19 protein-coding genes are annotated in these 21604 nt (G+C 70.2%); 9 read left to right on the forward strand and 10 right to left on the reverse strand.

What is annotated here, in order from left to right; all coding sequences use genetic code 11:
- The 4 genes from biuH to KAK07_RS06425 are packed head-to-tail and all read right to left on the reverse strand — an operon-like array spanning position 1 to position 3871.
- Entirely contained in the window at positions 1–684 is a 684-nt protein-coding gene (gene biuH, locus KAK07_RS06410) for a biuret amidohydrolase (protein ID WP_210859654.1), read from the reverse strand.
- Between the two features lie 20 nt (positions 685–704).
- Positions 705–1625, reverse strand: a complete 921-nt coding sequence (locus tag KAK07_RS06415; protein WP_210851178.1) for an ABC transporter permease — start codon at positions 1623–1625, stop codon at positions 705–707.
- Positions 1622–2731 carry an ABC transporter permease gene (locus tag KAK07_RS06420; RefSeq protein ID WP_210859656.1) on the reverse strand — a complete coding sequence of 370 codons (1110 nt, stop codon included), beginning with the start codon at positions 2729–2731 and terminating at the stop codon, positions 1622–1624. Before KAK07_RS06420 ends, KAK07_RS06415 begins: the two co-directional genes overlap by 4 nt.
- Before the next feature lie 21 nt (positions 2732–2752).
- Entirely contained in the window at positions 2753–3871 is a 1119-nt protein-coding gene (locus KAK07_RS06425; RefSeq protein WP_210851181.1) for a BMP family ABC transporter substrate-binding protein, read from the reverse strand.
- A 317-nt stretch (positions 3872–4188) separates the two neighbouring features.
- Here KAK07_RS06425 and KAK07_RS06430 point away from each other — a divergent pair, with 317 nt between their 5' ends.
- Together KAK07_RS06430 and KAK07_RS06435 are read left to right on the forward strand one after the other, a co-directional pair.
- Positions 4189–6873: a hypothetical protein gene (locus tag KAK07_RS06430; protein ID WP_210859664.1), complete on the forward strand. Its 2685-nt coding sequence runs from the start codon at positions 4189–4191 to the stop codon at positions 6871–6873.
- A 110-nt stretch (positions 6874–6983) separates the two neighbouring features.
- The gene (locus tag KAK07_RS06435; RefSeq protein WP_210859673.1) at positions 6984–7670 is read left to right on the forward strand and encodes a response regulator transcription factor; all 687 of its coding nucleotides are present in this window, start codon (positions 6984–6986) and stop codon (positions 7668–7670) included.
- On the opposite strand, the gene KAK07_RS06440 is transcribed toward KAK07_RS06435, so the two are convergent.
- Positions 7663–9501, reverse strand: coding sequence for a sensor histidine kinase (locus tag KAK07_RS06440; RefSeq protein ID WP_210859675.1), 1839 nt, complete (start codon positions 9499–9501; stop codon positions 7663–7665). The two genes, KAK07_RS06435 and KAK07_RS06440, sit on opposite strands and share 8 nt — an antisense overlap.
- A gap of 203 nt (positions 9502–9704) precedes the next feature.
- Here KAK07_RS06440 and KAK07_RS06445 point away from each other — a divergent pair, with 203 nt between their 5' ends.
- Both KAK07_RS06445 and KAK07_RS06450 read left to right on the forward strand, forming a co-directional pair.
- Positions 9705–10337 (forward strand): CHAP domain-containing protein, encoded by a 633-nt coding sequence (locus tag KAK07_RS06445; protein WP_210859677.1) that lies wholly within the window; start codon positions 9705–9707, stop codon positions 10335–10337.
- Between the two features lie 16 nt (positions 10338–10353).
- Complete coding sequence (locus KAK07_RS06450) at positions 10354–11004, forward strand: hypothetical protein (protein ID WP_210859679.1); 651 nt, start codon at positions 10354–10356, stop codon at positions 11002–11004.
- A gap of 1 nt (position 11005) precedes the next feature.
- Here KAK07_RS06450 and KAK07_RS06455 read toward each other — a convergent pair whose 3' ends face one another.
- The 4 genes from KAK07_RS06455 to KAK07_RS06470 form a co-directional block, all read right to left on the reverse strand.
- The gene (locus KAK07_RS06455; RefSeq protein ID WP_445663768.1) at positions 11006–11353 is read right to left on the reverse strand and encodes a GFA family protein; all 348 of its coding nucleotides are present in this window, start codon (positions 11351–11353) and stop codon (positions 11006–11008) included.
- Between the two features lie 41 nt (positions 11354–11394).
- Complete coding sequence (gene infA / locus KAK07_RS06460; protein ID WP_210851194.1) at positions 11395–11631, reverse strand: translation initiation factor IF-1; 237 nt, start codon at positions 11629–11631, stop codon at positions 11395–11397.
- A 31-nt stretch (positions 11632–11662) separates the two neighbouring features.
- Positions 11663–11890, reverse strand: coding sequence for a hypothetical protein (locus KAK07_RS06465; RefSeq protein WP_210859683.1), 228 nt, complete (start codon positions 11888–11890; stop codon positions 11663–11665).
- Positions 11891–12293: 403 nt separating this feature from the next.
- Positions 12294–12527, reverse strand: coding sequence for a hypothetical protein (locus KAK07_RS06470; RefSeq protein ID WP_210859685.1), 234 nt, complete (start codon positions 12525–12527; stop codon positions 12294–12296).
- Positions 12528–12648: 121 nt separating this feature from the next.
- On the opposite strand from KAK07_RS06470, the gene KAK07_RS06475 reads away from it, so the two are divergent.
- The 3 genes from KAK07_RS06475 (at position 12649) to KAK07_RS06485 (ending at position 15812) form a co-directional block, all read left to right on the forward strand.
- A complete protein-coding gene (locus KAK07_RS06475; RefSeq protein WP_210859686.1) occupies positions 12649–14478 on the forward strand; it encodes a DEAD/DEAH box helicase in 1830 nt (609 codons plus the stop codon).
- Positions 14479–14550: 72 nt separating this feature from the next.
- Positions 14551–14787, forward strand: a complete 237-nt coding sequence (locus KAK07_RS06480) for a DUF2789 domain-containing protein (RefSeq protein ID WP_210859688.1) — start codon at positions 14551–14553, stop codon at positions 14785–14787.
- 95 nt (positions 14788–14882) lie between these two features.
- Complete coding sequence (locus tag KAK07_RS06485) at positions 14883–15812, forward strand: M14 family metallopeptidase (RefSeq protein ID WP_210859690.1); 930 nt, start codon at positions 14883–14885, stop codon at positions 15810–15812.
- Between the two features lie 33 nt (positions 15813–15845).
- Here the strand turns inward: KAK07_RS06485 and fic are convergent, their stop codons facing one another.
- Positions 15846–16940, reverse strand: coding sequence for a protein adenylyltransferase Fic (fic, locus tag KAK07_RS06490; RefSeq protein WP_210859692.1), 1095 nt, complete (start codon positions 16938–16940; stop codon positions 15846–15848).
- Between the two features lie 297 nt (positions 16941–17237).
- On the opposite strand from fic, the gene KAK07_RS06495 reads away from it, so the two are divergent.
- Positions 17238–18428, forward strand: coding sequence for a Fic family protein (locus KAK07_RS06495; RefSeq protein WP_310740707.1), 1191 nt, complete (start codon positions 17238–17240; stop codon positions 18426–18428).
- A gap of 180 nt (positions 18429–18608) precedes the next feature.
- Positions 18609–21596, forward strand: coding sequence for an SNF2-related protein (locus KAK07_RS06500; RefSeq protein ID WP_247664252.1), 2988 nt, complete (start codon positions 18609–18611; stop codon positions 21594–21596).
- Positions 21597–21604: the final 8 nt, after the last annotated feature.

Consider the following 21604-nt stretch of genomic DNA (forward strand, 5'->3'; position numbering starts at 1 on the left):
TCACCAGCCGGCCAGCAGCTCGAGCACCGCGGCCGAGTCGGACACCGCGCCGAACACCCCGCCCTGCATCTGGATCATCTTCAGCGCGGCCTCGTGGTTGCCGCGGTCGGTGGCGCCGGTGCAGTCGGACAGCATCACGCACTCGAAGCCGCGGTCGTTGGCCTCGCGCATCGTGGTGTGCACGCACACGTCGGTGGTGATGCCGGTGAGGATCAGGTTGCGGATGCCGCGGGTGTGCAGGATCAGTTCCAGGTCGGTGGCGCAGAAGCTGCCCTTGCCGGGCTTGTCGATGATGGGCTCGCCGTCGATCGGGTAGAGCTCGGGGATGATGTCCCAGCCGGGTTCACCGCGCACCAGGATGCGGCCGCAGGGGCCGACATCGCCGATGCCGGCGCCGATGGCCTGGCTGCGCCAGCGCTTGTTGGCCGGCAGGTCGGACAGGTCGGGGCGGTGGCCTTCGCGGGTGTGGATCACGTGCAGGCCGGTGCGGCGGGCCTCGGCCAGCAGGCGCGTCAGCGGCTCGATCGGCGCGCGCGTCATCGACAGGTCGTAGCCCATCTTGTCCACGTAGCCGCCGACGCCGCAGAAATCGGTCTGCATGTCGATGATCACCAGCGCGGTGTTCTGCGGCGTGACCTGGCCGTCATAGGGCCAGGCGTAGGGCACGGAGCGGAGGGTGGGCATGGTCGGATCGTCCTTTCAGGTCAGCGCGAGACACCCAGCTCGGCCGGCGCGCCCTTGAGCGTGCGGCTGGGCGAGCAGGTGGCCACCAGGATGGCCAGCGTCAGCACATAGGGCATGGCGTTGAACAGGTAGTAGCCGCCGCTGATGCCCACGCTCTGCAGCGCGGGCCCGACGGCGCCGGCACCACCGAACAGCAGCGCCGCGCCCAGGCAGCGCCAGGGGTGCCAGCGGGCGAAGATCACCAGCGCCACCGCGATCAGACCCTGGCCGCTGGACAGGCCTTCGTTCCAACTGCCCGGGTAGTACAGCGACAGCGAGGCGCCGCCCAGCCCGGCGATGAAGCCGCCGGCGGTGGTGGCGGCGATGCGCACGCCATTGACCGAGTAGCCCAGCGCGCGTGCCGCGTCGCTGGAATCGCCCGCCATGCGCACCACCAGGCCCCAGCGGGTGTGGCCCAGGCCCCAGGCCAGCAGCGCCGCCAGCGCCACGCCCAGCGGGAACAGCGCATTGATCGCCAGCGCCGATTGCACCGCGGGCGAGTCGCTCCAGGCGCCCAGCGGCAGCGACGGGATCTGCGGCGCCTGCGGCTGGATCAGCGGCTTGCCCAGGTAGAAGGCCAGGCCCGAGCCCAGCAGCATCAGCGCGATGCCGGTGGCGATGTCCGACACCCGCGGCAGCGAGCACAGCAGGCCGTGCAGCAGCGCCAGCAGCGCGCCGCAACAGCCGGCCAGCAGCACGCCCAGCCAGGGCGAGCCACTCAGGTAGGCGCCACCGAAACCCGCCATGGCGCTGAACACCAGCACGCCTTCCAGGCCCAGGTTGATGCGCCCGCTCTTCTCGGTCAGGCACTCGCCCAGGCTGACAAACAGGAAGGGCGTGCCCACCCGTACCGCGCCGCCGACCACGGCCAGCAGCAGATCGCCGATCGCACCGTCGGTCATGCCGCCTCCGGGACAGCCGGCGCCGCCGGACGCGGCCGGGCGCGGATCACGCTGAACAGCCGGCCGCGCAGCGCCTCGGCGGCCAGGATGAAGACGAAGGCAAAGCCCTGCAGCACCAGCACCGACGCATCGGGCAGGTCCAGCCGGCGCTGCAGCAGGCTGCCCGCCGCGCCGAAGCCGCCGAACAGCACCGCCACCGGCGGGATCGCCCAGGGGTTGTGGCGCGCCACGAAGCTGACCAGGATGCCGGTGTAGCCCAGGCCGGCGATCACCGAGGCATTCGCCGCGGTGTGCACCGCGGCCACCTCGATCGCGCCGGCCAGGCCCGCGCAGGCGCCGCCCAGCGCACAGCCCAGCAGCACCAGCGCATTCGTCGGCAGGCCCACCAGGCGCGCGGTGCGGGCATTGCCGCCCACCACCCGCAGCGCAAAGCCCGAGGCGCTGAAGCTCAGCCACACGCCCGCCGCCACGCACAGCAGCGCGCCGGCGGCCAGGCCCCAGTGCACATCACCCAGCCAGGACGAGAAGGCCTGCTCGCCCATGATCGGGCCGATGCGCAGGGCTTCGGGCAGCGGCAGCGTGGAGGGTTTGTTCAGGCTGGCCGGGTCGCGCATCGGGCCCTCGACCAGGTGCTTGAAGAGGGCGATCGCGATGTAGGACAGCAGCAGGCTGGAGATGGTCTCGTTGACGCCGCGCCACTGCCGCAGCGCCCCCGACAGCGCCACCCAGGCCGCACCGGCCAGGGCGCCGGCGCCCATCACCAGCGCCTGGCCGAGCAGGCCACCGGGCGGTGCGAACAGGTAGGGCAGGCCGGCACAGGCCAGCGCGCCCAGCACCAGCGCGCCCTCGCCGCCAATGACGATCAGCCCGGCCTGCGCCGGCAGCGCCACCGCCAGTGCGGTGAGCATCAGCGGCGCGGCGCGCTGCAGCGTGTTCTGCCAGCTGAAGGCGTCGCCGAACGCGCCCTTGAACAGCAGCGTCCAGGCTTCGACCGGGTCGCTGCCGCCCAGGCGGACGAAGGCGCCGAACATCAGCAGCGCGCCGCCCAGCGCCAGCAGCGGCAGCAGCAGGCTCTCGGCGGGGGCGTGCCAGCGGGGCGTGGACATGGTGCGGCCTGCGCGTGGCGATCAGACCTTGCCGATCACGCCTTCGACCAGGTAGTTCATGCCTTCCAGTTCGAGGTCGGTCTGCTTGAAGGTCTTGCCCGCCGGGATCACCAGCTTGCCGGTGTTGTCCTTCAGGCCGCCCTTGAAGATGTCGAAGCTGCCCTTGAGCATCGCGGCGCGCACGCTCTCGGCCTGCTTGCGCGCGCCCTCGGGCACCGCGGGGCCGTAGGCGCTGCTCTTGACGAAGCCGTCCTTCAGACCGCCGCGCACGAAGTTCGGGTGCGGCTTGCCGGCCTGCGCGGCCTCGATGATGGTCTTGTAGGCGGTGATCCAGTTCCACTCGGCGCCGGTCAGGTAGGCCTGGGGCGCCAGCTTGGCCTGGCTGGCGTGGTAGCCGCAGACGAACTTGCCGCGCTTGGCGGCGGTCTCGACGATCACCTTGGGGCCGTCCACGTGCATGGTGAACACATCGATGCCCTGGTCGGCCAGGCTGTTGGTGGCCTCGGCTTCCTTGACCGGCATGCTCCAGTCGCCGGTGAAGATCACCGTGGTGGTGATCTCGGGATTCACGCTGCGCGCGCCCATCGTGAAGGCATTGATGTTGCGCAGCACCTGCGGGATCGGCTTGGCGGCGATGAAGCCCAGCTTCTTGCTCTTGGTGACATGGCCGGCCACCACGCCGTTGAGGTACTGGCACTCGTCGATGTAGCCGAAGAAGCTGCCGGCGTTCTTCGGGTGCTTGGCCTCGTTCCACAGGCCGCCGCAGTGGGCGAAGCGCACGTCGGGGAACTTGGGCGCCAGCGCCAGGATGTGCGGGTCGAAGTAGCCGAAGGAGGTGGGGAACAGCAGCGACGCGCCGTCCTGCGCAATCATGCCCTGCATGGTCTTCTGCACCGCGTTGGTCTCGGGGACGTTCTCCTCCTCGACCACCTTGATGCCGGGCATCTTCTTGACCATTGCCGCGGCCTCGGCGTGGGCCTGGTTGTAGCCGTAGTCGTCGCGCGGGCCGACGTAGATGAAGCCCACGCTCAGCGGCTTCTGCGCCGCGGCCAGGCCGCTCCATCCGGCGGTGGCCAGGCCGGCGCCGGCGGCACCGAGGTTCTGCAGCCACTCGCGGCGATTCCATTGCGAACGCGTCATCTGTGCACTCCTGAGGTGTGTTGCGCTCCGGCGCCGCCGGATGGCGGTGCTCAGCTTGGTGTCCCGGTCGGTATACAAGCAAGCCGCGGACCAACCTGCGGCGGCCCGAAAGCCGCGCTGATGCACTGGCGCAGTGCGGTTTGGGCCCCTGAGCGCGCCCATCGGCTGGCGCGATGCACCGAAAACGGGTCCGCCCCGGCGCGGACCATCCCCTGATGTAGGGCCCATCCGGGCGCGCCTGGCGCCATAGACTGCTGGCGCAGTCGGATCGGATCGCGCCGCCGGCACGGGTCCTCCGGGTGCGGGAGACCCATGCCATGCCGTCACCGCTTCAACTGTCCGCGCAGGTGCTGCAGAGCCTGCCGCACTGGCTGGCCCATCCGGACCAGGTGCTGCCCGAGGCGCTGGCCCGGCTGGACCCGGATGCGCCCTGGCACGCGCTGGTGCAGCCGGTGCAGGCGCTGCCGCCCGGCGCGCCCGCGCTGGCGCTGCCGTTGCTGTCCACCGAGCGCCAGACCGCACCCGCAGCGCTGGCGGGCGGCGCCTGGTCGGCCGCCGCGGCCGCCAGCGCGCAGCTCTCCCTGAGCCGACTGGACCGCCCACTGCGCGACGATGGCCGCGTGCCGATCGAGCTGGCCGTGCGGCTGGATCTGCAGGCGCAGGCCGGCGGTCACGCCGCGGCCTCGGTGCTGGCCGTGGCGGCCGATGCCGCCTGGACCCAGCGGCTGGTGCTGCGCTGGCAGCAGGCGCTGGACCCGGCCGTGCCGCTGGGGGCGGCCCTGGTTGATCTGCTGGCGCACGGCGCCTGGCCGCAGGACCTGGCCGGGCTGGTGGCCTGCGCCCAGGACCCGCACTGGCTGGGCCTGCAGCTGGCGTGGGACGGGCAAGCCCAGCTGGGCCTGCAGCTGCGCAGCACCTGGGACGCCGTGGGCTGGCAGCTGGCGCTGGACGGCGCGTCGGCGCGCCTGGGCCTGTCGCTGGGCCTGGCCGGCACGCTGCGCGCCGAGCGCGACACCCAATGGCAGTTGTCGGTGACGCCGCAGACCGCGGACGACGGCACGCCCCTGCTGGCGGTGGACCTGCACGACCTGCGCACCCGCCAGCGCGATGCGGCGCTGACACTGTCGGCCAGCGCCGACCTGTCCGATCTGGCCGCCCAGGCCGAGCAGGCGCTGCAGCGCGCCAGCGGCGCAGTCGAAGCGGCACTGCTGGACCGCCTGGTGCGCCCCGGCCAGGCGGTGGTGGCGCGGCTGGAGGCGCTGGTGGCGCAGGCCGTGGATGGCCCCCCCGCCGCGCTGGCCCAGGTGCGCGACGACCTGGCCCAGGCGCTGGACCAGGCACTGCCCGAGCTGCTGGCCGATCAGGCGCTGGATGCCGCCCGTCTGCCGCCGCTGTTGCAGGCGCTGCTGCAGCGCCTGCCGGTCCCGGCCGCGCGCCTGCCGGCGCTGGTGGAGGGCGCCGCCGCCTTGGCGCAGGCGCAGCTGCAGGACGCGCTGCAAGCCCTGAGCACCGCCTGGCAGGCGCACAGCGCGCCGCTGCGCGACACCTTCCTGGCCCGCCTGGGCGCGCTGGGCGCGCAGTTCGACCCGCTGCCCGAGGCTGCCGATGCGGCACAGGCCCTGGCGCTGGCGCGCGAGGCCCTGCAGCGCTACGCCGCGCAGCGCCAGCGCCTGCAAACCGCCTTGCAGCAGGCGCAGCGCCAACGGCTGGCACTGACACTGGCCGGCCGCTGGCAGCAGCAGCGCGCCGACGAGGCCATGGTCTCGCTGCGCTTGGCCCTGCACACGCCGCCCAGCGCCGCGGAGCAGCAGCTGCAGGCGGCGCTGTGCAGCGGCCGCCTGGCGCGCCTGGGCCCGCTGCTGGAGGCCGCCCGTGCCGACGGCAGCCTGCAAGACGCCCAGGGCTGGCTGCAGGCCAGCGCGCAGTCGCTGAGCGAGCAGCGCGTGAGCCTGGACCTGCCCGATGGCCAGATCGGCAGCCAGAGCCGCTGGTCGCGCAGCCTGCAGATCCGCACCGCGCTGGGCAGTGGCGAGCTGATCGGCGGGCGCGCCGAGGCCGAGGTCGAGACCGCCATCGCCCACCGCTGGAAGCAGCGCAGCGCGCGGCTGGGCGTGCAGCTGGCGCTGCTGACCGACGCCCCGGGCGGCGCGCTGCGCCTGGCAGTGGCCCTGGACGGCGGCTTCGTGGCCGAGCGCGAGGGCCGCGCCACGCGCCAGCGCGTGCAGGCCCTGCTGGACGACCTGGCGCAGGCGGGGGTGGTGCCGCGGCGCGACCTGGGCCACTGGCTGGGCCTGAGCCCGGCCGAGCTGGACAGCGCCGACTGGCGCGACCTGCGCCTGGCCTGGCCGCTGCACCTGACGCCCGCGCAGTGGCAGCGCTTTGCCGATCAGCCGCCACAGGCGGTGGACCGCGTGAGCCTGGCCGCGCTGCTGCCGATCTTCGCCCGCCGCTACGCCCGCGACGCGCTGTTCTCGGACGACCCGGTGGCCGACCTGTGCGACCTGGCCGGCGGCCCGGACGACGAGGCGCTGCTGGCCTGGCTGCGCCGCTTTCCCGAACGCTATGTGGACCGCGCCCGCGTGGCCACCGAGGCCCCGCGGGTGAACATCGTGGCCACCCACAGCGGCGGCCTGGCCGACCGCGGCACGCGCCAGTACCTGATCGCCCAGCGCCTGGCGGCCACGGTGCTGGCGCCGTCGCGGCTGCAGGCCCTGGCGCGCCAGGCCCAGCAGGCGCTGGACGGCCTGCCGGCGCCGCTGGACCCGGCCGCCGCGCGCGCCGCGCTGGACCCGCTGCTGCAGCGCATGCAGCAGGTGCTGGCGCCGGTGGCGCTGGCCAGCGAGACCTGGCTGGCCATCGGCCTGGGCGGCGCGGCCGATGAGCCCGTGGCCTGGCCGCTGGTGGGCTTTGCCGCGGCCATGGCGCCGCTGGCCGGGCTGCCGGTGCCGCCGGGCTTCCTGCCGGTGCTGCAGTGGGGCGAGCAGACCCAGGTGCTGGCCTGAGTGCGGTGAGAGGGCGGTCCGTCGTCAGTTTTGACGAAGCGTGCGGCGCTGGTTGCGCCAACATGGCCATGACACGCTGGCCCCGCCATTGCCTGACCCGAGAACCCCAGATGCCCACCGATGACCCCGTCCGCCCGATCCGGGTTGCGCTGGTCGAAGACGACCCCGCGATCCGCCAGCGCCTGAGCCAGGCCATCCAGGCCACGGCCGCTTTCGCGCTGGTGGGGCAGTTCGGCACCGGCGCCGAGGCTGTGGCCTGGATGCGCCAGCACCCCGCCGACGTGATGCTGGTGGACCTGGGCCTGCCCGACTGCGACGGCGTGGATGTGGTCACCGCCTGCCACCGCCTGCAGCCCGACTGCCAGCTGATGGTGGTGACGATGTTCGCCGACGAGCGCCACATGCTGCAGGCCTTCGAGGCCGGCGCGTCGGGCTACCTGCTGAAGGACGGCTCTGACCGCGAGCTGGTCGAGCATGTGCAGCACCTGCACGCCGGCGGCTCGCCGATCTCGCCGCTGATCGCGCGGCAGATGCTGCGGCGCTGGCAAGGCGATGCCGAGCGCCACCGGCCTGCCGCCGCCGCGGCGCACGCGACCGAGATCGAGCCGCTCACCGCCAAGGAAACCGAGGTGCTGGACCTGGTGGCCAAGGGCCTGACCTATGTGGAGGTGGCGGCGCAGCTGGGCGTGGCGGTGTCCACCGTGCGCACCCACGTGCGCGGCGTGTACGGCAAGCTGGGCGCGCACAACAAGACCGAGGCGGTCTTCGAGGCGCGCCAGCTGGGCCTGATCAGGTGACCGGCAGCTGCAGCGCCACGCGCGTGCCGCCCGGACCGCCGCCGATCTGCAGCTCGGCCCCCAGCCGCTGCGCCCGGGCGCGCATGTTGCGCAGCCCATGGCCGCTGCGGCCGGGTTCGTCCAGGCCGCGGCCGTCGTCCTGCACCGTCAGCTGCAGGTGGCGCCCGCGCAGTGCCAGCCGCACCTCCACCGTGCGGGCGCGGGCATGCTTGATCACGTTGGTCAGCGACTCCTGCGCGATGCGCAGCAGCTGCAGCGCGGCGTGCGGCTCGATCGGCGGCAGCGCCTCGGGCAGGTCGAACACCCACTGGCCCTGCACGCCGAAATCGCGCAGCCGCGGCTCCCAGCGGTAGCGGAAGTTGCCGAACACCGCGCGGAAATCGTCCTGGCCCGAGGTCAGCGCATCGATGGCCAGGCGCATCTCGGCGATCGAGTCGCGCAGCAGGCTGGCCATCTGCTCGCCGCTCAGGTCGCCCCGCTCGGCCTGCGCCAGACCGGCAAACAGCTGCGAGCCCAGGCCGTCGTGCAGCTCCTGCATGATGCGCTGGCGCTCGTCGGCGGCGGCGCGCGCGGCCTCGAGCGCGGCGATGCGCTGGTAGCTCTGGGCGATCTCGCGCTCGCGCGCCTGAACCCGCGCCTCCAGCGTGGCGTTCACCCGCTCCAGCGCATGCAGCGAGCGCACGAAGCGCTCGGCCAGCGTGGCGCCCATCACCACCAGCATCAGGGTGGCGGCATGGTGCAGCAGGAAGAAGCGGTGGGCGGTCCAGTCGGGCAGGGTCTGGATCAGCCAGGGGGCGTCGCGCGCCAGCAGCAGGTCGTGGGCGCCGGCCAGGAAGGTCATCAGCAGCGTCAGCGCCATCGCGGTGGCCGACAGCGTGCGCCGCCTGAACGCGCCGGTGATGGCCGCCACCAGCGCCACCGCGCCCAGCGGCAGCAGGCCGGTCACCCAGACCCCGTCGGCCAGACGGTCGGTGCCCACCAGGTAGGCCAGCGGCCCCAGCCCCCAGTAGGCCAGCAGCGCGCGGCGCAGCAACGGCCGCAGCCAGCCCGCCTGGTGCAGCGCCAGCAGGCACAGGCCCACCACCAGGCCGCCAGTGCCCACGTAGTACAGCAGGCGCCACAGGTCCCACAGGTCGTCGCGCCAGGTGTCGATCGTGAAGGTGGTGGAGCGAAACGCCCAGGACAGCGCCGCCATGCCGAAGTAGCCGTACACCAGCTCCGAGCGGCGCCGCCACCAGACGAACAGCGCCACCGAGCCGCCGGCCAGGCACAGCGCGATGGCGATCACCGGCATCGCCCGCGCCACGAAGGAACGCCATTCGTAGGCCGTCTGCAGCGCCTGCACCGGCCCGATGCCCAGGCGCGGCAGGATGGTCTTGGGCGGGTAGTGCGCGGCCGAGGCGTGGATCATCAGCTCGTTGCGGCCGCTGCGCAGCAGCTGCGGCGGCAGCAGCAACAGGTGCGGCCGCTCCCAGCGCACGCGCAGGCCGGGGGCGGTGCGGTTGACCTCGGCGATGTGGTGGCCGTTCAGCCAGATCGAGCCGCCGCCGTACAGGTAGGGCAGGTACAGCGCGTGCGACGGTGCGCGGTCGGCCACCGTGAACTCCACCCGGAACCACGCCGCCGGCGTTGCCCAATAGGCCGGCAGCGTATCGGTCTGCCAGCGGGCATCGTCGGCCGTGGGCCGGGTGTCGTCGGTGCTGAGCAGCACCTGCGCGGCGCGCAGCGTCTGCACGCCATCGTCGTCGGGCCCGGCCAGCGCCGGCGGCGCCCAGCCCAGCCACCATCCCCCGAGCAGGCACAGGCCCACCCACCGCATCAGGTACTGCATCTTCTTGTACTCCCTTGGCGACGGGCCATCCCCAGCCCGCCGGCGCGCCGACCGCGCACGCGGATGATGGCGCGGAACGCCTGCCTGCGGAATGGGCCGAACGGCTGAGGGGCCCCGCCGCCTCCTCAATTCGGATGACGTGGTGAGCACCGCCGCCACCAACAATCGCTCGTCACTGGTTCACCCTCTGCCGCCCCGCCGACATGCCCGCTGCCATTGCCGACCGACTGATCACCCGCGCCCGCTCTGCCCTGCTGCAGCCCACGCTGTACTTCCTGGGCCAGGGCGGCCACGACCCCGCCAGCCCCACGCCATCGGGCGAGGACCGCATTGACCTGGCGAAGGGCAAAGGCGAGCAGTACGACAAGGCCCGTGAGCTGGCCCACCAGCTGGGCATCGACCCCTGGACGCTGGGCCCGATGCCCGCCTGCGACTGCTCGGGCCTGGTGTGGTGGATCCTGGGCGAGCCGCGCGCCGACCGCAACACCGACTGGATCCATCAGGATGCACGCGGTACACATGAGCGCATGCGCACCGTGAGCACCGGGCGCGATCTGGTGGGTCGCCCGGGGGACCTGCTGGTCTACGCGTCGAACCCCGGCGCCAGATACGGCCACGTGGCCTTGATCACCGAAGTCCTGGCCGGCCCCGGCCAGGACGGCCCGGCCACCCGGATGATCCATTGCTCGGTGGACAACCACCGCCTGCCCGCGCCGCCTGGCGCGCGCGTGCACAGCGGCATCGCCGAGACCGACGTCGAGGTCTACCGCCGATTCCATTCGGCGGCCCACCCCGAGTGGTCCAGCCTGGTGTGCCGGCCGTGGTTGCTGGACTGAACGAGGAGACCTGTTGATGAGCGACACCACCCTGCACGGCGCCGAGTACGCCGTCCGTTGGGACCCCGCACAGGGCGGTCCCACCGAACTGGCCGCCGTGGCCGAGGCGTTGGGTCTGAATCCGCGCAAGACACAGCAGGCGCGTGTGGGCTTTCTGCACCTGGTGCAGCCGACCGGCTTGCCGTCTGGCTACCGCCTGATCGGTCGTGAGCGCATCTTGGTGAAGGGAGGTCAGGAGACGCCCGAGGTGATGCTCAAGCTGCGCGGCCCCGACCCCTGGCCCGCCGCGGTGGCCCACTGGCCGCCCCGCCTGGCGCACCGCGCCGAGCTGAAGTTCGAGGTGGACGTCTCGTGGCTGGGCCATGCACCCAAGCGCGCCCTGTCGATGAGCCTGACGGTGGACGGTGCCCTGGCGGTGCAGGTGTTGCCGGCATCCTGGGTGGTGCAGACGCCGCCGGCGTACAGCCAGATGGTGCGGCACCGCCTCGACAATGACGTCACCGCCGAGCACTGGCAACTGCCCGATGGACGCTCAGTGTTCGAGGTGTCGATGGGCGGCACGGACGATGACCCGAGCCTCGCGCGTTTCGTCAGCCAAGTGGTGCAGCGCCTGAACGGCATCCAGCCGCTGCCCGGCGGCATGACCGACCTGGCCGGCGACGGCTGACTCAGGGCATCGCCGCGCCCACCGCCTGGCGCACGGGCACGCCCGTGAGGTCGATGTCGTCCAGACAGTGCACGTTGATGCCCAGGAAGTCCGGCGTCACCCGCTTGCGGTGAAACGGATAGATGCCGCACACCCGGCAGAAGAAGTGCCGGGCGGTGCGGGTGTGGAACTGGTATTCGGCCAGCGACTCGGCGCCGGCCAGCAGCCGCCATCGCGACTCATGCACCTTGACCATCAGCGCGTTGCGGCGCTTGCACATCGAGCAGTCGCACATCGTCAGCTCCGGCAGGTCGGTGTCGACCTCGAAGCGGATGGCACCGCAATGGCAGCTGCCGCGGTAGGTGCGCAGCGGATGGGTCTTGGGCCGGTCAGCGGGCGGCCGTCACGGACTCAGCCGTTGTTGCGCGGCGCCAGGTGCCGGAAGGTGATGCGGCCCTTGTTCAGGTCGTAGGGCGACAGCTCCAGCGACACGGTGTCGCCGGCCAGAACGCGGATGCTGTGCTTGCGCATCTTGCCGCCGGCGTAGGCGATCAGCTGATGGCCGTTGTCCAGCGTCACGCGAAAGCGCGAGTCGGGCAGGACTTCGTCGACCTTGCCACGCATTTCAATCAGTTCTTCCTTGGCCATGTGGGGCTTCCTTGGTTGCGGTGTGAGGGGGTCAGGCGGGCAGGGCGGGCAGGGCGAGGTACTCGCGGCCCTGGGCCAGCGCATAGCGCTGGGCGGCGCGCCGGGACGGGAACAGGGGGATGAAGCGGAACACCCGGTCGTGGGTGCCCGAGCCGCTGCCGCTGCGGATGGACAGCGAGGCGGCGAACTGGCCGCAATCGGTGCGGCGGGTGACGGTGGACAGCAGGAAGCGACCCACCGAAAGAGACTGGAGAGACATGTCTTGTGATTATCGTGACTGGACAGGCGGTGCGTACTGCGCGCGGCGGCCTGCCGTGGTTCGCCGGGGCTCCAGGCCACCCGTTTTCTAGGGGGCTGGCGGCGGGTGTTCAGTTCAGGACCCTGCTGTCACGAAGGACGCTGCAGTGAGCGCCCGACAGGGTCGATGAGCCAGACGTGCTTGCCTGGTGGTGCAGGGGGCCGGGATGGCGCCAGGGCCTGCGGGGCGGCGCGCTGTTGCAGTGATGCACTGCAGTGCGCGGGCCTCAGGGTGCTGCTCAGGAAAGCGAAAGCGCAGCGACCACCCGGTATTGTAGCAAAGGCGCCTCAGGCGAGTGCGAACGGACGAGGACCTGGGCTGCAGGGGGTCGTTGGGGGACGTTCGGGCGGGTGCGGTGCGGGACTCAGTCGCCGCCGCCGCCACCATCGCCGCCCGAATCGCCACCGGCATCGCCGCCGGTGTCACCACCCGCGTCGCCTTCCGGCGCGTCGCGGTCATCGCCCAGCACCTCGGCGCCAGCGGCACCGGCCGTGCCCTCGGTCCCGCGGGACGCCTTGCGCTGGGCCTTGTCTTCCTTCTTCTGCTTCTTGGCCAGCTCGCGTTGGCGCTTCTCGAACGAGTAGTTGGGCTTGGCCATCGGGCGGCTCCAGGGTTTTGTGCGGTTGCGCCCACCATAACCGATTGCCGACCCCATCGCCCCCATCCAGCGGTGGCTGTGTGAGAGGAAAATCGCTTTCGGCTTACCGACCGCTTGACCCATGGCCACCGTCATCCCCGCCCTCAGCACCTGCGTCTCACGCATGACGGCCGGCGAGCGTCGCACCGCCGAGCGGCTGGAGGCCAAGCTGGACGGGGACTACCTGGCCTGGTACGACGTGCCCGTGGGCCCGCGCCACGCCCACCCCGATTTCGTGGTGCTGCACCCGCGCCGCGGCCTGCTCATCCTGGAGGTCAAGGACTGGCGGCTGGAGACCATCGTCAGTGCCAGCAAGCAGACCTGGGAGATCCTGGTCCACGGTGCGCCCAAGAGCGTGCCCAACCCCATCGAGCAGGCGCGCCACTACGCGCATCAGGTGGCCGACGCGCTGGCCCGCGATGCGCGCCTGACCCGCCCCGATGGCTCGTTGGCCTTTCCGTGGAGCTACGGCGCCATCTTCACCCACATCACCCGCAAGCAGTTCATGGCCGCCGAGCTGAACCGCGCCATCGAGCCCCACCGGGTGATCTGCAGCGACGAGATGACCGCCGCGGTGGAGCCCGAAGAGTTCCAAAGCGCGCTGTGGGGCATGTTTCCCATCCTGATGCGTGGCGCCCTGTCCCTGCCGCAGATCGACCGCGTGCGCTGGATCCTGTTCCCAGAGGTGCGCGTCAACCCGCAGCTGGCGTTGTTCGACACGCCGGTCGACGCGCCCGAAGAACTGCCCGACATCATGCGCGTGATGGACCTGCAGCAGGAGCAACTGGCGCGCAGCCTGGGCGACGGCCACCGCGTGATCCATGGCGTGGCCGGCTCGGGCAAGACCATGATTCTGAGCTACCGCGCCGAGCACCTGGCCCGCGCGGCCGCTGGCGCCAAGCCCATCCTGGTGCTCTGCTACAACCAGCCGCTGGCCGTGAAGCTGGAGGCGCTGATGCAGGCCAAGGGCCTGGCTGAGCAGGTGCACGTGCGCAACTTCCACCGCTGGTGTCGACAGCAGTTGGTGGCCTTTGGTCAGTCGTTGCCACCGCAAGGTCCCGAGCTGTTCGAGCAGATGGTGCAGGGCGTGATCCGCGGCGTGGACCGCGGCCAGATCCCCTCGGGCCAGTACCTGGCGGTGATGATCGACGAGGGGCACGACTTCCAACCCGAGTGGCTCAAGCTGGCCGCGCAGATGGTGGACCCCGCCACCAACAGCCTGCTGGTGCTGTACGACGACGCGCAGAGCATCTACCAGCGCCGCCGCGCGCGCCAGTTCAGCTTCAAGAGCCTGGGCATCCAGGCCCAGGGCCGCACCACCATCCTGAAGATCAACTACCGCAACACGCGGCAGATCCTGCAGACCGCCAGCCTGGTGGCTCAGGACCTGCTGCAGGCCGAAGACTGCGGCGACGACGGCGTGCCGCTGCTGCACCCCGTCAGCTGCGGCCGCGAAGGCCCCGAGCCAATGATCATCCGCCTGCCCAGCCTGCGCGACGAGGCCCTGAAACTGGCCGAACTGCTCAGCGCCGCCCACCAGGAAGGCCACGCCTGGGGCGACATGGCCATCCTGTGCCGCCACCACGCCCAGATGGAGCGCTGCGCCGCCGTGCTGCGCCACCGCCGCCTGCCGCACGAGGTGCGCCAGGGCAGCGGCAGCTTCCACCCGCTGGCCGACACCATCAAGTTGCTGACCATGCACGCCAGCAAGGGCCTGGAGTTCCCGGTGGTGGCCCTGTGCGGCGCCGGCCAGATGCCCGAGCCCGGCCAGGACGAGGCCGAGGAAGCGCGCCTGTTCTACGTGGCCGCCACGCGGGCGACGCAGCGCCTGATCGTGCCGCTGAGCGGCGCGGGGGCCTTCGGGGGGCGGCTGGAGGCGGCGCGGGCGCATGCACCTGCCGGCGGCAGGTAGATCCCCATGCCCGTACGATGGCATCGGTCCTGTTGACAGGGTTGCCACGTTCAGCCTCAGGGAGGTGGTCTGATGGATGCGCCGTTTCATCGCTTCGGCGAGCTGTTTGCCCAGCTGGGGCTGTCCAGCGACAACGCCGCGATCGCGCGGTTCATCCGCCAGCATTCGCCGCTGGACGGCGGCCTGAGGCTGGAGGAGGCGCCCTTCTGGACGCCGGAGCAGGCGCGCTTCCTGCGCGACGCGGTGTGCGAGGACTCGGACTGGGCCGAGATCACCGACCAGCTCAATGCCGCGCTGAGGCAGACCTGAGCGCAGACGGCCGGGCCACGGCCCGGGCGGAGACCGGGCTGGCCAGCCCCCCGCGCCACAATGCTCCGCACCATGCGCGCCTTCCGGAGTGAGCTGTGAACCCGACCTTGCCCTACCCCATCGGCACCCCCGGCACCCCCTGGGGCCCTGCCGAGCGCGCCGCCTGGCTGGCGCGCCAGCCGCTGCGCCGCAGCTACGCCGACGAGGTGCTAGCCCCGCTGCAGGCCCACCTGCCGCCCGAGGGTGAACTGCTGGACTGCGGCACGCTGGACCACAGCGCGCTGGGCCTGCCGCGCTACGCGCTGCGCGCCGTGCGCAGCAAAGCCTGGCGCGACGACCGCCCCACCGTGCTGGTCACCGGCGGCGTGCACGGCTACGAGACCAGCGGCGTGCAAGGCGCACTGCGCTGGCTGGCGCAGGACTTTGCGCGCCACGCCGCGCGGGTCAACATCCTGCTGCTGCCCTGCATCAGCCCCTGGGGCTACGAGACCATCAACCGCTGGAACCCCGCCGCGCTGGACCCCAACCGCCACTTCCGCCGCGACAGCCCCGTCCCCGAAGCCGCCTGGGCCCTGGCCTGCGTGGCCCGCCACGCCCCGCGCGTGGACCTGCACATCGACCTGCACGAAACCACCGACACCGACAACAGCGAATTCGAACCCGCCAAGGCCGCCCGCGACGGCAAGCAACCCGACCTCCACCCCATCCCCGACGGCTTCTACCTGGTGGCCGACACCGACCGGCCCGAGCTGGACTTCCAGGAAGCCGTGATCAGCGCCGTGCGCCACGTCACCCACATCGCCGAGCCCGACGACAGCGGCCGGCTCATAGGCTCACCCATGCTGCGGCCCGGCGTGATCGCCTATGCCAAGCGGGCACTGGGGCTGTGCGGGGGGATGACGGGGGCGCGGTTCGTGACCACCACCGAGGTGTATCCGGACAGTGCGCGCACGAGCGTGGCGGAGTGCAATGAGGCGCAGAGGGTGGCGGTGAATGCGGCGGTGGGGGTGTTGGTGGGGGTGTGACGGCCGGGCGCCGATTGGCGCGCCCAGCGCCGTTCAGTCGCGCTTGAGCAGCTCGATGAACGCCGGGTTGAGGAAGATCTTCTCCCGGCCCACCTTGTGCTCGCGCAGGATGCCGATCGCCGCCAGCTCCTTGAGATAGGTGCTGGCGGTCTGGCGCTTGGCCAGCCCCGCCTCCACGACGTGTGCGATCCGGCAGTACGGCCGCACGAACACCAGTTCGGCCAGCTCGCGGGAGTAGATCTTGCCGGCATCACGTCGCATCCGTTCCGTGGTCTCCTCCAGGAGACCGCGCACGGCGATGATCTTGTGCATCGTCCAGCGGGCCGTCTCGGTTACACCGGTGAGCATGTAGAGCAACCAGGGCTCCCACACGCCCGTCTCGGTGATCGACTGCAGGCCGCTGTAGTAGTCGGCCTTGTGGCGCAGGATGTGGCGGCTGAGATAGAGGACCGGGATATCGAGCAGGCCCTGCTCGACCAGGTAGAGCAGGTTCAGGACACGCCCGGTGCGGCCGTTGCCGTCGGTGAATGGGTGGATGGCCTCGAACTGGTAGTGGCCCGCCGCCATGCGCACCAGGGGGTCGATATCCGCGGTGCCCGGCAAAGTGCCGTGCATCCATTGCTCCCAGTTGGCCAGCTTCTCGCGCAGCAGCCCCTCGCCCTCGGGGGGCGTGTAGATGACCTGCCGGGTGCGGTCGTTGCTGAGGGTGGTGCCGGGCGTCTTGCGGATGTCCATGTCGACGCCCTTGATCGCGCGACAGATCTGCACGGCGGTGTTCGTCGACAGTGGACGCGTCTTGAGCGCCTGGTAGCCCTCCCACAGCGCGGTGCGGTAGCGCAGTGCCTCCTTGGTGGCCGGATCTGCCTCACCTTCGCTGACGCCATCGAAGAGGAACATCTGATCCGTGGTGGTCACGATGTTCTCGATCTCGCTGCTGGCCTGGGCTTCGAGCAGCGGGATGGAGTTGATGAGCACGCCTTGGTTCGGGATCAGCTGCCCGGCGGCCTTCAACTCGCCGACGGCAGCGCGCGCCGAGATGCATGCCTTGAGGACGGCCCGAGACTCCACATCGACCATCGGCGGCAGCGCGGGTAGGTCGTTGTAGGGCTTGGAGGGATCGAATGCCATATGTCGATGGAAGGCCCTGAAATCGACCTGTGTCTCCGGACGTGTTCGTCCGATCGACATGATGCCAGAACATGTCGAAATTCATCCAATTTTTCGACATGATTCAGCCGTGTGCCGAGGCATGGGTGCGGGGCCACGCTGTGGGTTCGAAGCACCCCCCATGGCTTGCGTGAGTTGTCGCAAGGCTGTCGGCAAAAAGATCGGCAATCTGATCGGAATGAATATTTAAATATCCTTTAAAGACAGCAGGTTACGTCCGGTGTAGGATCGGCAATAGAGACTGAAATCAAAGCCGCCGTGGCCCTCTATAGCCAGCCCCACCAGTTCACCCCGCTGCTGCCCTCGGCCGCAATGCTGGAGCCTTTGCTGGACAAGGCGTCTGACCTGGTCAAGGCCGCAGCCACCGCGGGCCGCCCCCCCATCCCGTTGGCTCTGCAGCAACTGCTGCGGGCCATGAACTCGTACTACACCAACCGCATCGAGGGTCAGCACACCCGCCCCGCCGAGATCGACCAGGCCCTGCGCCAGGACTTCTCGGCCGACCGTGACCTGGCGCGCCGGCAGCACTTGGCCATCGCCCACATGCAGGCCGAAGCGCAATTGCAGGCCACCTATGCCACCCCGCAGGACTACCCGGCGCTGTGGACACCGGACGCGCCGCAACACATCCATCGCGCCCTCTTTCAGCCTCTGCCGCAGGCTGACCGCGTGAGCGACGACGGGCTGCCGTTCAGTCCTGGCGAATGGCGCACCCGCGACGTGGAGGTGGGCCAGCACGTTGCGCCCGCCCACGCTGCCGTGCCCGCCTTCCTGGCTCATTGGGCACAGGTGTACGCCAGCGCCCGGCGCGGTGAATTGACCCTCGTCGCCATCGCCGCCTCACACCATCGGCTGGCCTGGGTCCACCCCTTCCTGGACGGCAACGGCCGCATGGCCCGGCTCCACACCCACTTGGCGCTGCACGCGCTGGGCTACACCGGCGGCCTGTGGTCACCACTGCGCGGCTTTGCACGCCAGCACCGGCGCTACTACCAACTGCTGCAAGCGGCCGACGAGCCCCGCCGTGGCGACCTGGACGGCCGCGGCAACCTCAGCGAATCCGCGCTGGTCGCCTGGATCGACTTCGTGCTGGACACCTGCATCGACCAGGCCCGCTTCATGGCCGAGCGCCTGCAAATGGCCACCATGCTCGACCGAATCAAGGCCTGCCTGGCCTTCGAGGAGCACATGAAGACCGGCGTGCGCATGGAAGCCGCCATCCCGCTGCACTACCTGCTGCAGACCGGCGGTGACATGGAGCGTGGCGCGTTCAAGGACTTGATGGGCGGCCTGGGTGAGCGCACCGCCCAAACGGTGCTGGGCGCGTTGCTCAGCCGCGAGCTGCTGACCTCGGACTCGGCGCGTGGCAGGGTGCGCTTTGGGGTGCCGCTGCATGCGCTGAGGTTCTACTTTCCGGCGTTGTGGCCGGAGGCGGAGGCTGATGGATAGTCCACGACCGACAGCAGCTTCGCTGCATCATTGAGACTGGAAAGCCTCGAAGACCCTGCCAACTGTCTGCGGCCGCCCTCGGCTACGCAAATGCACGAAGTTGACCCGTAGCGATCCAATGCCGCAGAGGCCAAACTCACGTATCGAAAGCCAATACTTGCCCAACTGCACATCCAGCCTTTGGTCGGCAAGATCCGATCACACGCAATGATTGTTTCGGCCTTCCACGCCAAGTACTACGCGCACGAGCTGACTCGTCGCCACGCTGCGGACGGCGTAGACCGACTGTCCCAGTCGCTCTTCGACGCCAGCGTTGACCTCAACCCGCATCAGATAGAGGCGGCGCTCTTTGCCCTGCGCAACCCTCTGCAGCAAGGCGTGCTGCTGGCCGACGAAGTCGGTCTTGGCAAGACCATCGAAGCCGCACTGGTGCTGTGCCAGTTCTGGGCTGAACGTCGACGGCGCCTTCTGGTGGTCTGCCCGGCCAGCCTGCGCAAGCAGTGGGCGCAGGAGCTGCACGACAAGTTCGCCGTGCCCAGCGTGGTGCTGGATGTCGTGGCCATGCGCAAACACCGCGCGGGCGACCTGCTGGCCACGCTGCAGGCCTTCGCGGGCAAGCAGGTGGTCATCATGTCTTACCAGTTCGCCGCCAAGCTGGAGGCCGAACTGCGCGCAGTGCCGTGGGACGTGGTGGTCATCGACGAGGCGCACAAGCTGCGCAATGCCCACCGCACCAGCAACCGCACCGGCCAGGCCCTGCGCCGGGCGCTGGACGGCCGCAAGAAGCTGCTGCTGACCGCTACGCCCCTGCAGAACACGCTGCTGGAGCTGTATGGCCTGTCCACCCTCATCGATGAACACCTGTTCGGCGACGAGGCGGCTTTCCGCAAGCAGTACATGGCCAACGGCGGGAACCTGGACGAGCTGCGAAGCCGCCTGGCCACGTTCACCAAGCGCACCCTGCGGCGCGATGTGCTGGAGTACGTCAAGTACACCGAGCGCAAGGCCCTCACCCAGCCCTTCAACCCGACGGATGACGAGCAGTCGCTGTACGAGCGCATCTCGGCCTTCCTGCAGAGCGAAGACTCCTTCGCGCTCCCGAAGAAGCAGCGGCACCTCACGTCACTGATCCTGCGCAAGCTGTTGGCGTCCAGTTCACACGCCGTGTCGGCCACGCTGACCACCATCCGCGCACGCCTTCAGCGCATGCTGGACGGTGAGGACGTAGGCGACGGGCGCGACCTGGTGGAGCAGCTTGTCGAAGACGACGACCTGGAAGAAGACATACTGGAAGAGCGAGCGGAGGATGCGGAGGCCGACGCTGTAGACCGAGCCAACACCAGCGCCGGTGGGCGTGGATCAGCCGACATCGACCCTTCGGCCGAGGCTGAAGCCTCGAAACGGAAAGCGATTCAGGCAGAGATCGCCGAGATCACCGCCTTCATCGACGCCGCCACCGCGCTGACCACGGACACCAAGGCCCAATCGCTGCTGCGCGCCTTGGAACTGGGCTTCGCCAACATGGCGCAGATGGGCGGCCCACGCAAGGCCATCGTCTTCACCGAGAGCAAGCGCACCCAGGAGTACCTGCACCGCTTCCTCAGCGCCAACGGCTACGCCGGCAAGCTGGCCATGTTCAGCGGCACCAACAGCCACGAAGAACAGACCGCCATCTACCAGGCCTGGCTGGAGCAGTACAAAGGCACCGACCGGGTCACGGGGTCGCCGCAGGTGGACCGCCGCACCGCACTCATCGACCACTTCCGCAAGGACGATGGCAGCGGCGCCGACATCATGATTGCGACCGAGGCTGCCGCCGAGGGCGTGAACCTGCAGTTCTGCGCGCTCATCGTCAACTACGACCTGCCCTGGAACCCCCAGCGCGTCGAGCAACGCATCGGCCGTTGCCACCGCTACGGCCAGCGGTATGACGTGGTGGTCATCAACTTCCTGAACACCCGCAACCAGGCCGACCAGCGCGTGCTGGAGCTGCTGACGCAGAAGTTCAACCTGTTCTCGGGCGTGTTCGGCGCGTCGGACGAAGTGCTGGGCCGCATCGAGGGCGGCATCGACTTCGAGAAGCGGATCCTGCAGATCTACGACACCTGCCGCCGGCCAGAGGACATCGAAGCCGCCTTCAACGCGCTGCAGGCGGAACTTGAAGAGTCCATCAACAGCCGCATCCGCGACACCCAGGCTCAACTGCTGGAGACTTTCGACGAAGACGTGCACGACCGGCTGAAGCTGCGACTGGACGAGGCCGAAGCCCGGCTGGACAAGATCGGCCGCTGGTTCTGGGGCGTCACCCGGTATGCCTTGGCTGGCCATGCCAAGTTCGACGAGCAGCACTACGCCTTCTCGCTCACCAGCCCGCCGCCGGCGTGCGCCGCTGGCGCACCTGCGGGCCGCTACCAACTCATGCGAGGTGGAGCTCAGGCCGACATGCTGGCCCATGCCTACCGGCTTAGCCACCCGCTGGGCGAGTGGAGCATCGACACAGCCCGCAGCGCAGCCACCCCACCAGCCGCCATCAGCCTGGACTACTCCAAGCACGGCACGCGGGTGTCCGTCATTGAGCGCCTAAAGGGCAAGTCTGGCTGGCTGCGTCTGGTGCGACTGGTGGTGACCGCCTACGAGACCACTGAGACGCTGCTCTTCTCGGGCACCTGTGACGACGGATCCACACTCGACCAGGAAGCCTGCGAGCGCCTGATGTCGATTCAGGCCGCCGGCCGCCCAGCGTCGCTGACCGGCGCAGCCGCGACCCCGCCAGATGTGCTGGCGACCAACAGCGCACTGCAGGTGGAAGCCACCATCGCTGCGATCCTGGAGACCAACCAGCGGCTGTTCACCGAGGAGCGCGACAAGCTGGAGAAGTGGGCCGACGACAAGCTGATGGCGGCCGAGGAGCAACTGCGCAACACCAAGGCGCGGATCGCTCAGCTGAAGCGCGATGCCCGGAAGGCTGCCACCTTGCAGGAACAGTCCGACATCCAGCAGGAACTCAGCGCGCTGGAGCGCCAGCAGCGCAAGCAGCGGCAAGACATCTTCGCCGTCGAGGACGAGATCATCGAGCGACGCGACGCCCTCATCCAGGCTCTGCAAGAGCGCCTCAAGCAGACCACCGAGGAAGAGCACCTATTCACCCTGCGTTGGACCGTCGTCTGACCGCTCCG

The sequence above is a fragment of the Ideonella alba genome (assembly GCF_018069875.1).
Classification (GTDB): domain Bacteria; phylum Pseudomonadota; class Gammaproteobacteria; order Burkholderiales; family Burkholderiaceae_C; genus Ideonella; species Ideonella alba.

Coding starts and splice junctions, on each gene's coding strand:
- biuH (WP_210859654.1), bottom strand. CDS start 684: ATGCCCACCCTCCGCTCCGTGCCCTACGCCTGGCCCTATGACGGCCAG.
- KAK07_RS06415 (WP_210851178.1), bottom strand. CDS start 1,625: ATGACCGACGGTGCGATCGGCGATCTGCTGCTGGCCGTGGTCGGCGGC.
- KAK07_RS06420 (WP_210859656.1), bottom strand. CDS start 2,731: ATGTCCACGCCCCGCTGGCACGCCCCCGCCGAGAGCCTGCTGCTGCCG.
- KAK07_RS06425 (WP_210851181.1), bottom strand. CDS start 3,871: ATGACGCGTTCGCAATGGAATCGCCGCGAGTGGCTGCAGAACCTCGGT.
- KAK07_RS06430 (WP_210859664.1), top strand. CDS start 4,189: ATGCCGTCACCGCTTCAACTGTCCGCGCAGGTGCTGCAGAGCCTGCCG.
- KAK07_RS06435 (WP_210859673.1), top strand. CDS start 6,984: ATGCCCACCGATGACCCCGTCCGCCCGATCCGGGTTGCGCTGGTCGAA.
- KAK07_RS06440 (WP_210859675.1), bottom strand. CDS start 9,501: ATGCAGTACCTGATGCGGTGGGTGGGCCTGTGCCTGCTCGGGGGATGG.
- KAK07_RS06445 (WP_210859677.1), top strand. CDS start 9,705: ATGCCCGCTGCCATTGCCGACCGACTGATCACCCGCGCCCGCTCTGCC.
- KAK07_RS06450 (WP_210859679.1), top strand. CDS start 10,354: ATGAGCGACACCACCCTGCACGGCGCCGAGTACGCCGTCCGTTGGGAC.
- infA (WP_210851194.1), bottom strand. CDS start 11,631: ATGGCCAAGGAAGAACTGATTGAAATGCGTGGCAAGGTCGACGAAGTC.
- KAK07_RS06465 (WP_210859683.1), bottom strand. CDS start 11,890: ATGTCTCTCCAGTCTCTTTCGGTGGGTCGCTTCCTGCTGTCCACCGTC.
- KAK07_RS06470 (WP_210859685.1), bottom strand. CDS start 12,527: ATGGCCAAGCCCAACTACTCGTTCGAGAAGCGCCAACGCGAGCTGGCC.
- KAK07_RS06475 (WP_210859686.1), top strand. CDS start 12,649: ATGGCCACCGTCATCCCCGCCCTCAGCACCTGCGTCTCACGCATGACG.
- KAK07_RS06480 (WP_210859688.1), top strand. CDS start 14,551: ATGGATGCGCCGTTTCATCGCTTCGGCGAGCTGTTTGCCCAGCTGGGG.
- fic (WP_210859692.1), bottom strand. CDS start 16,940: ATGGCATTCGATCCCTCCAAGCCCTACAACGACCTACCCGCGCTGCCG.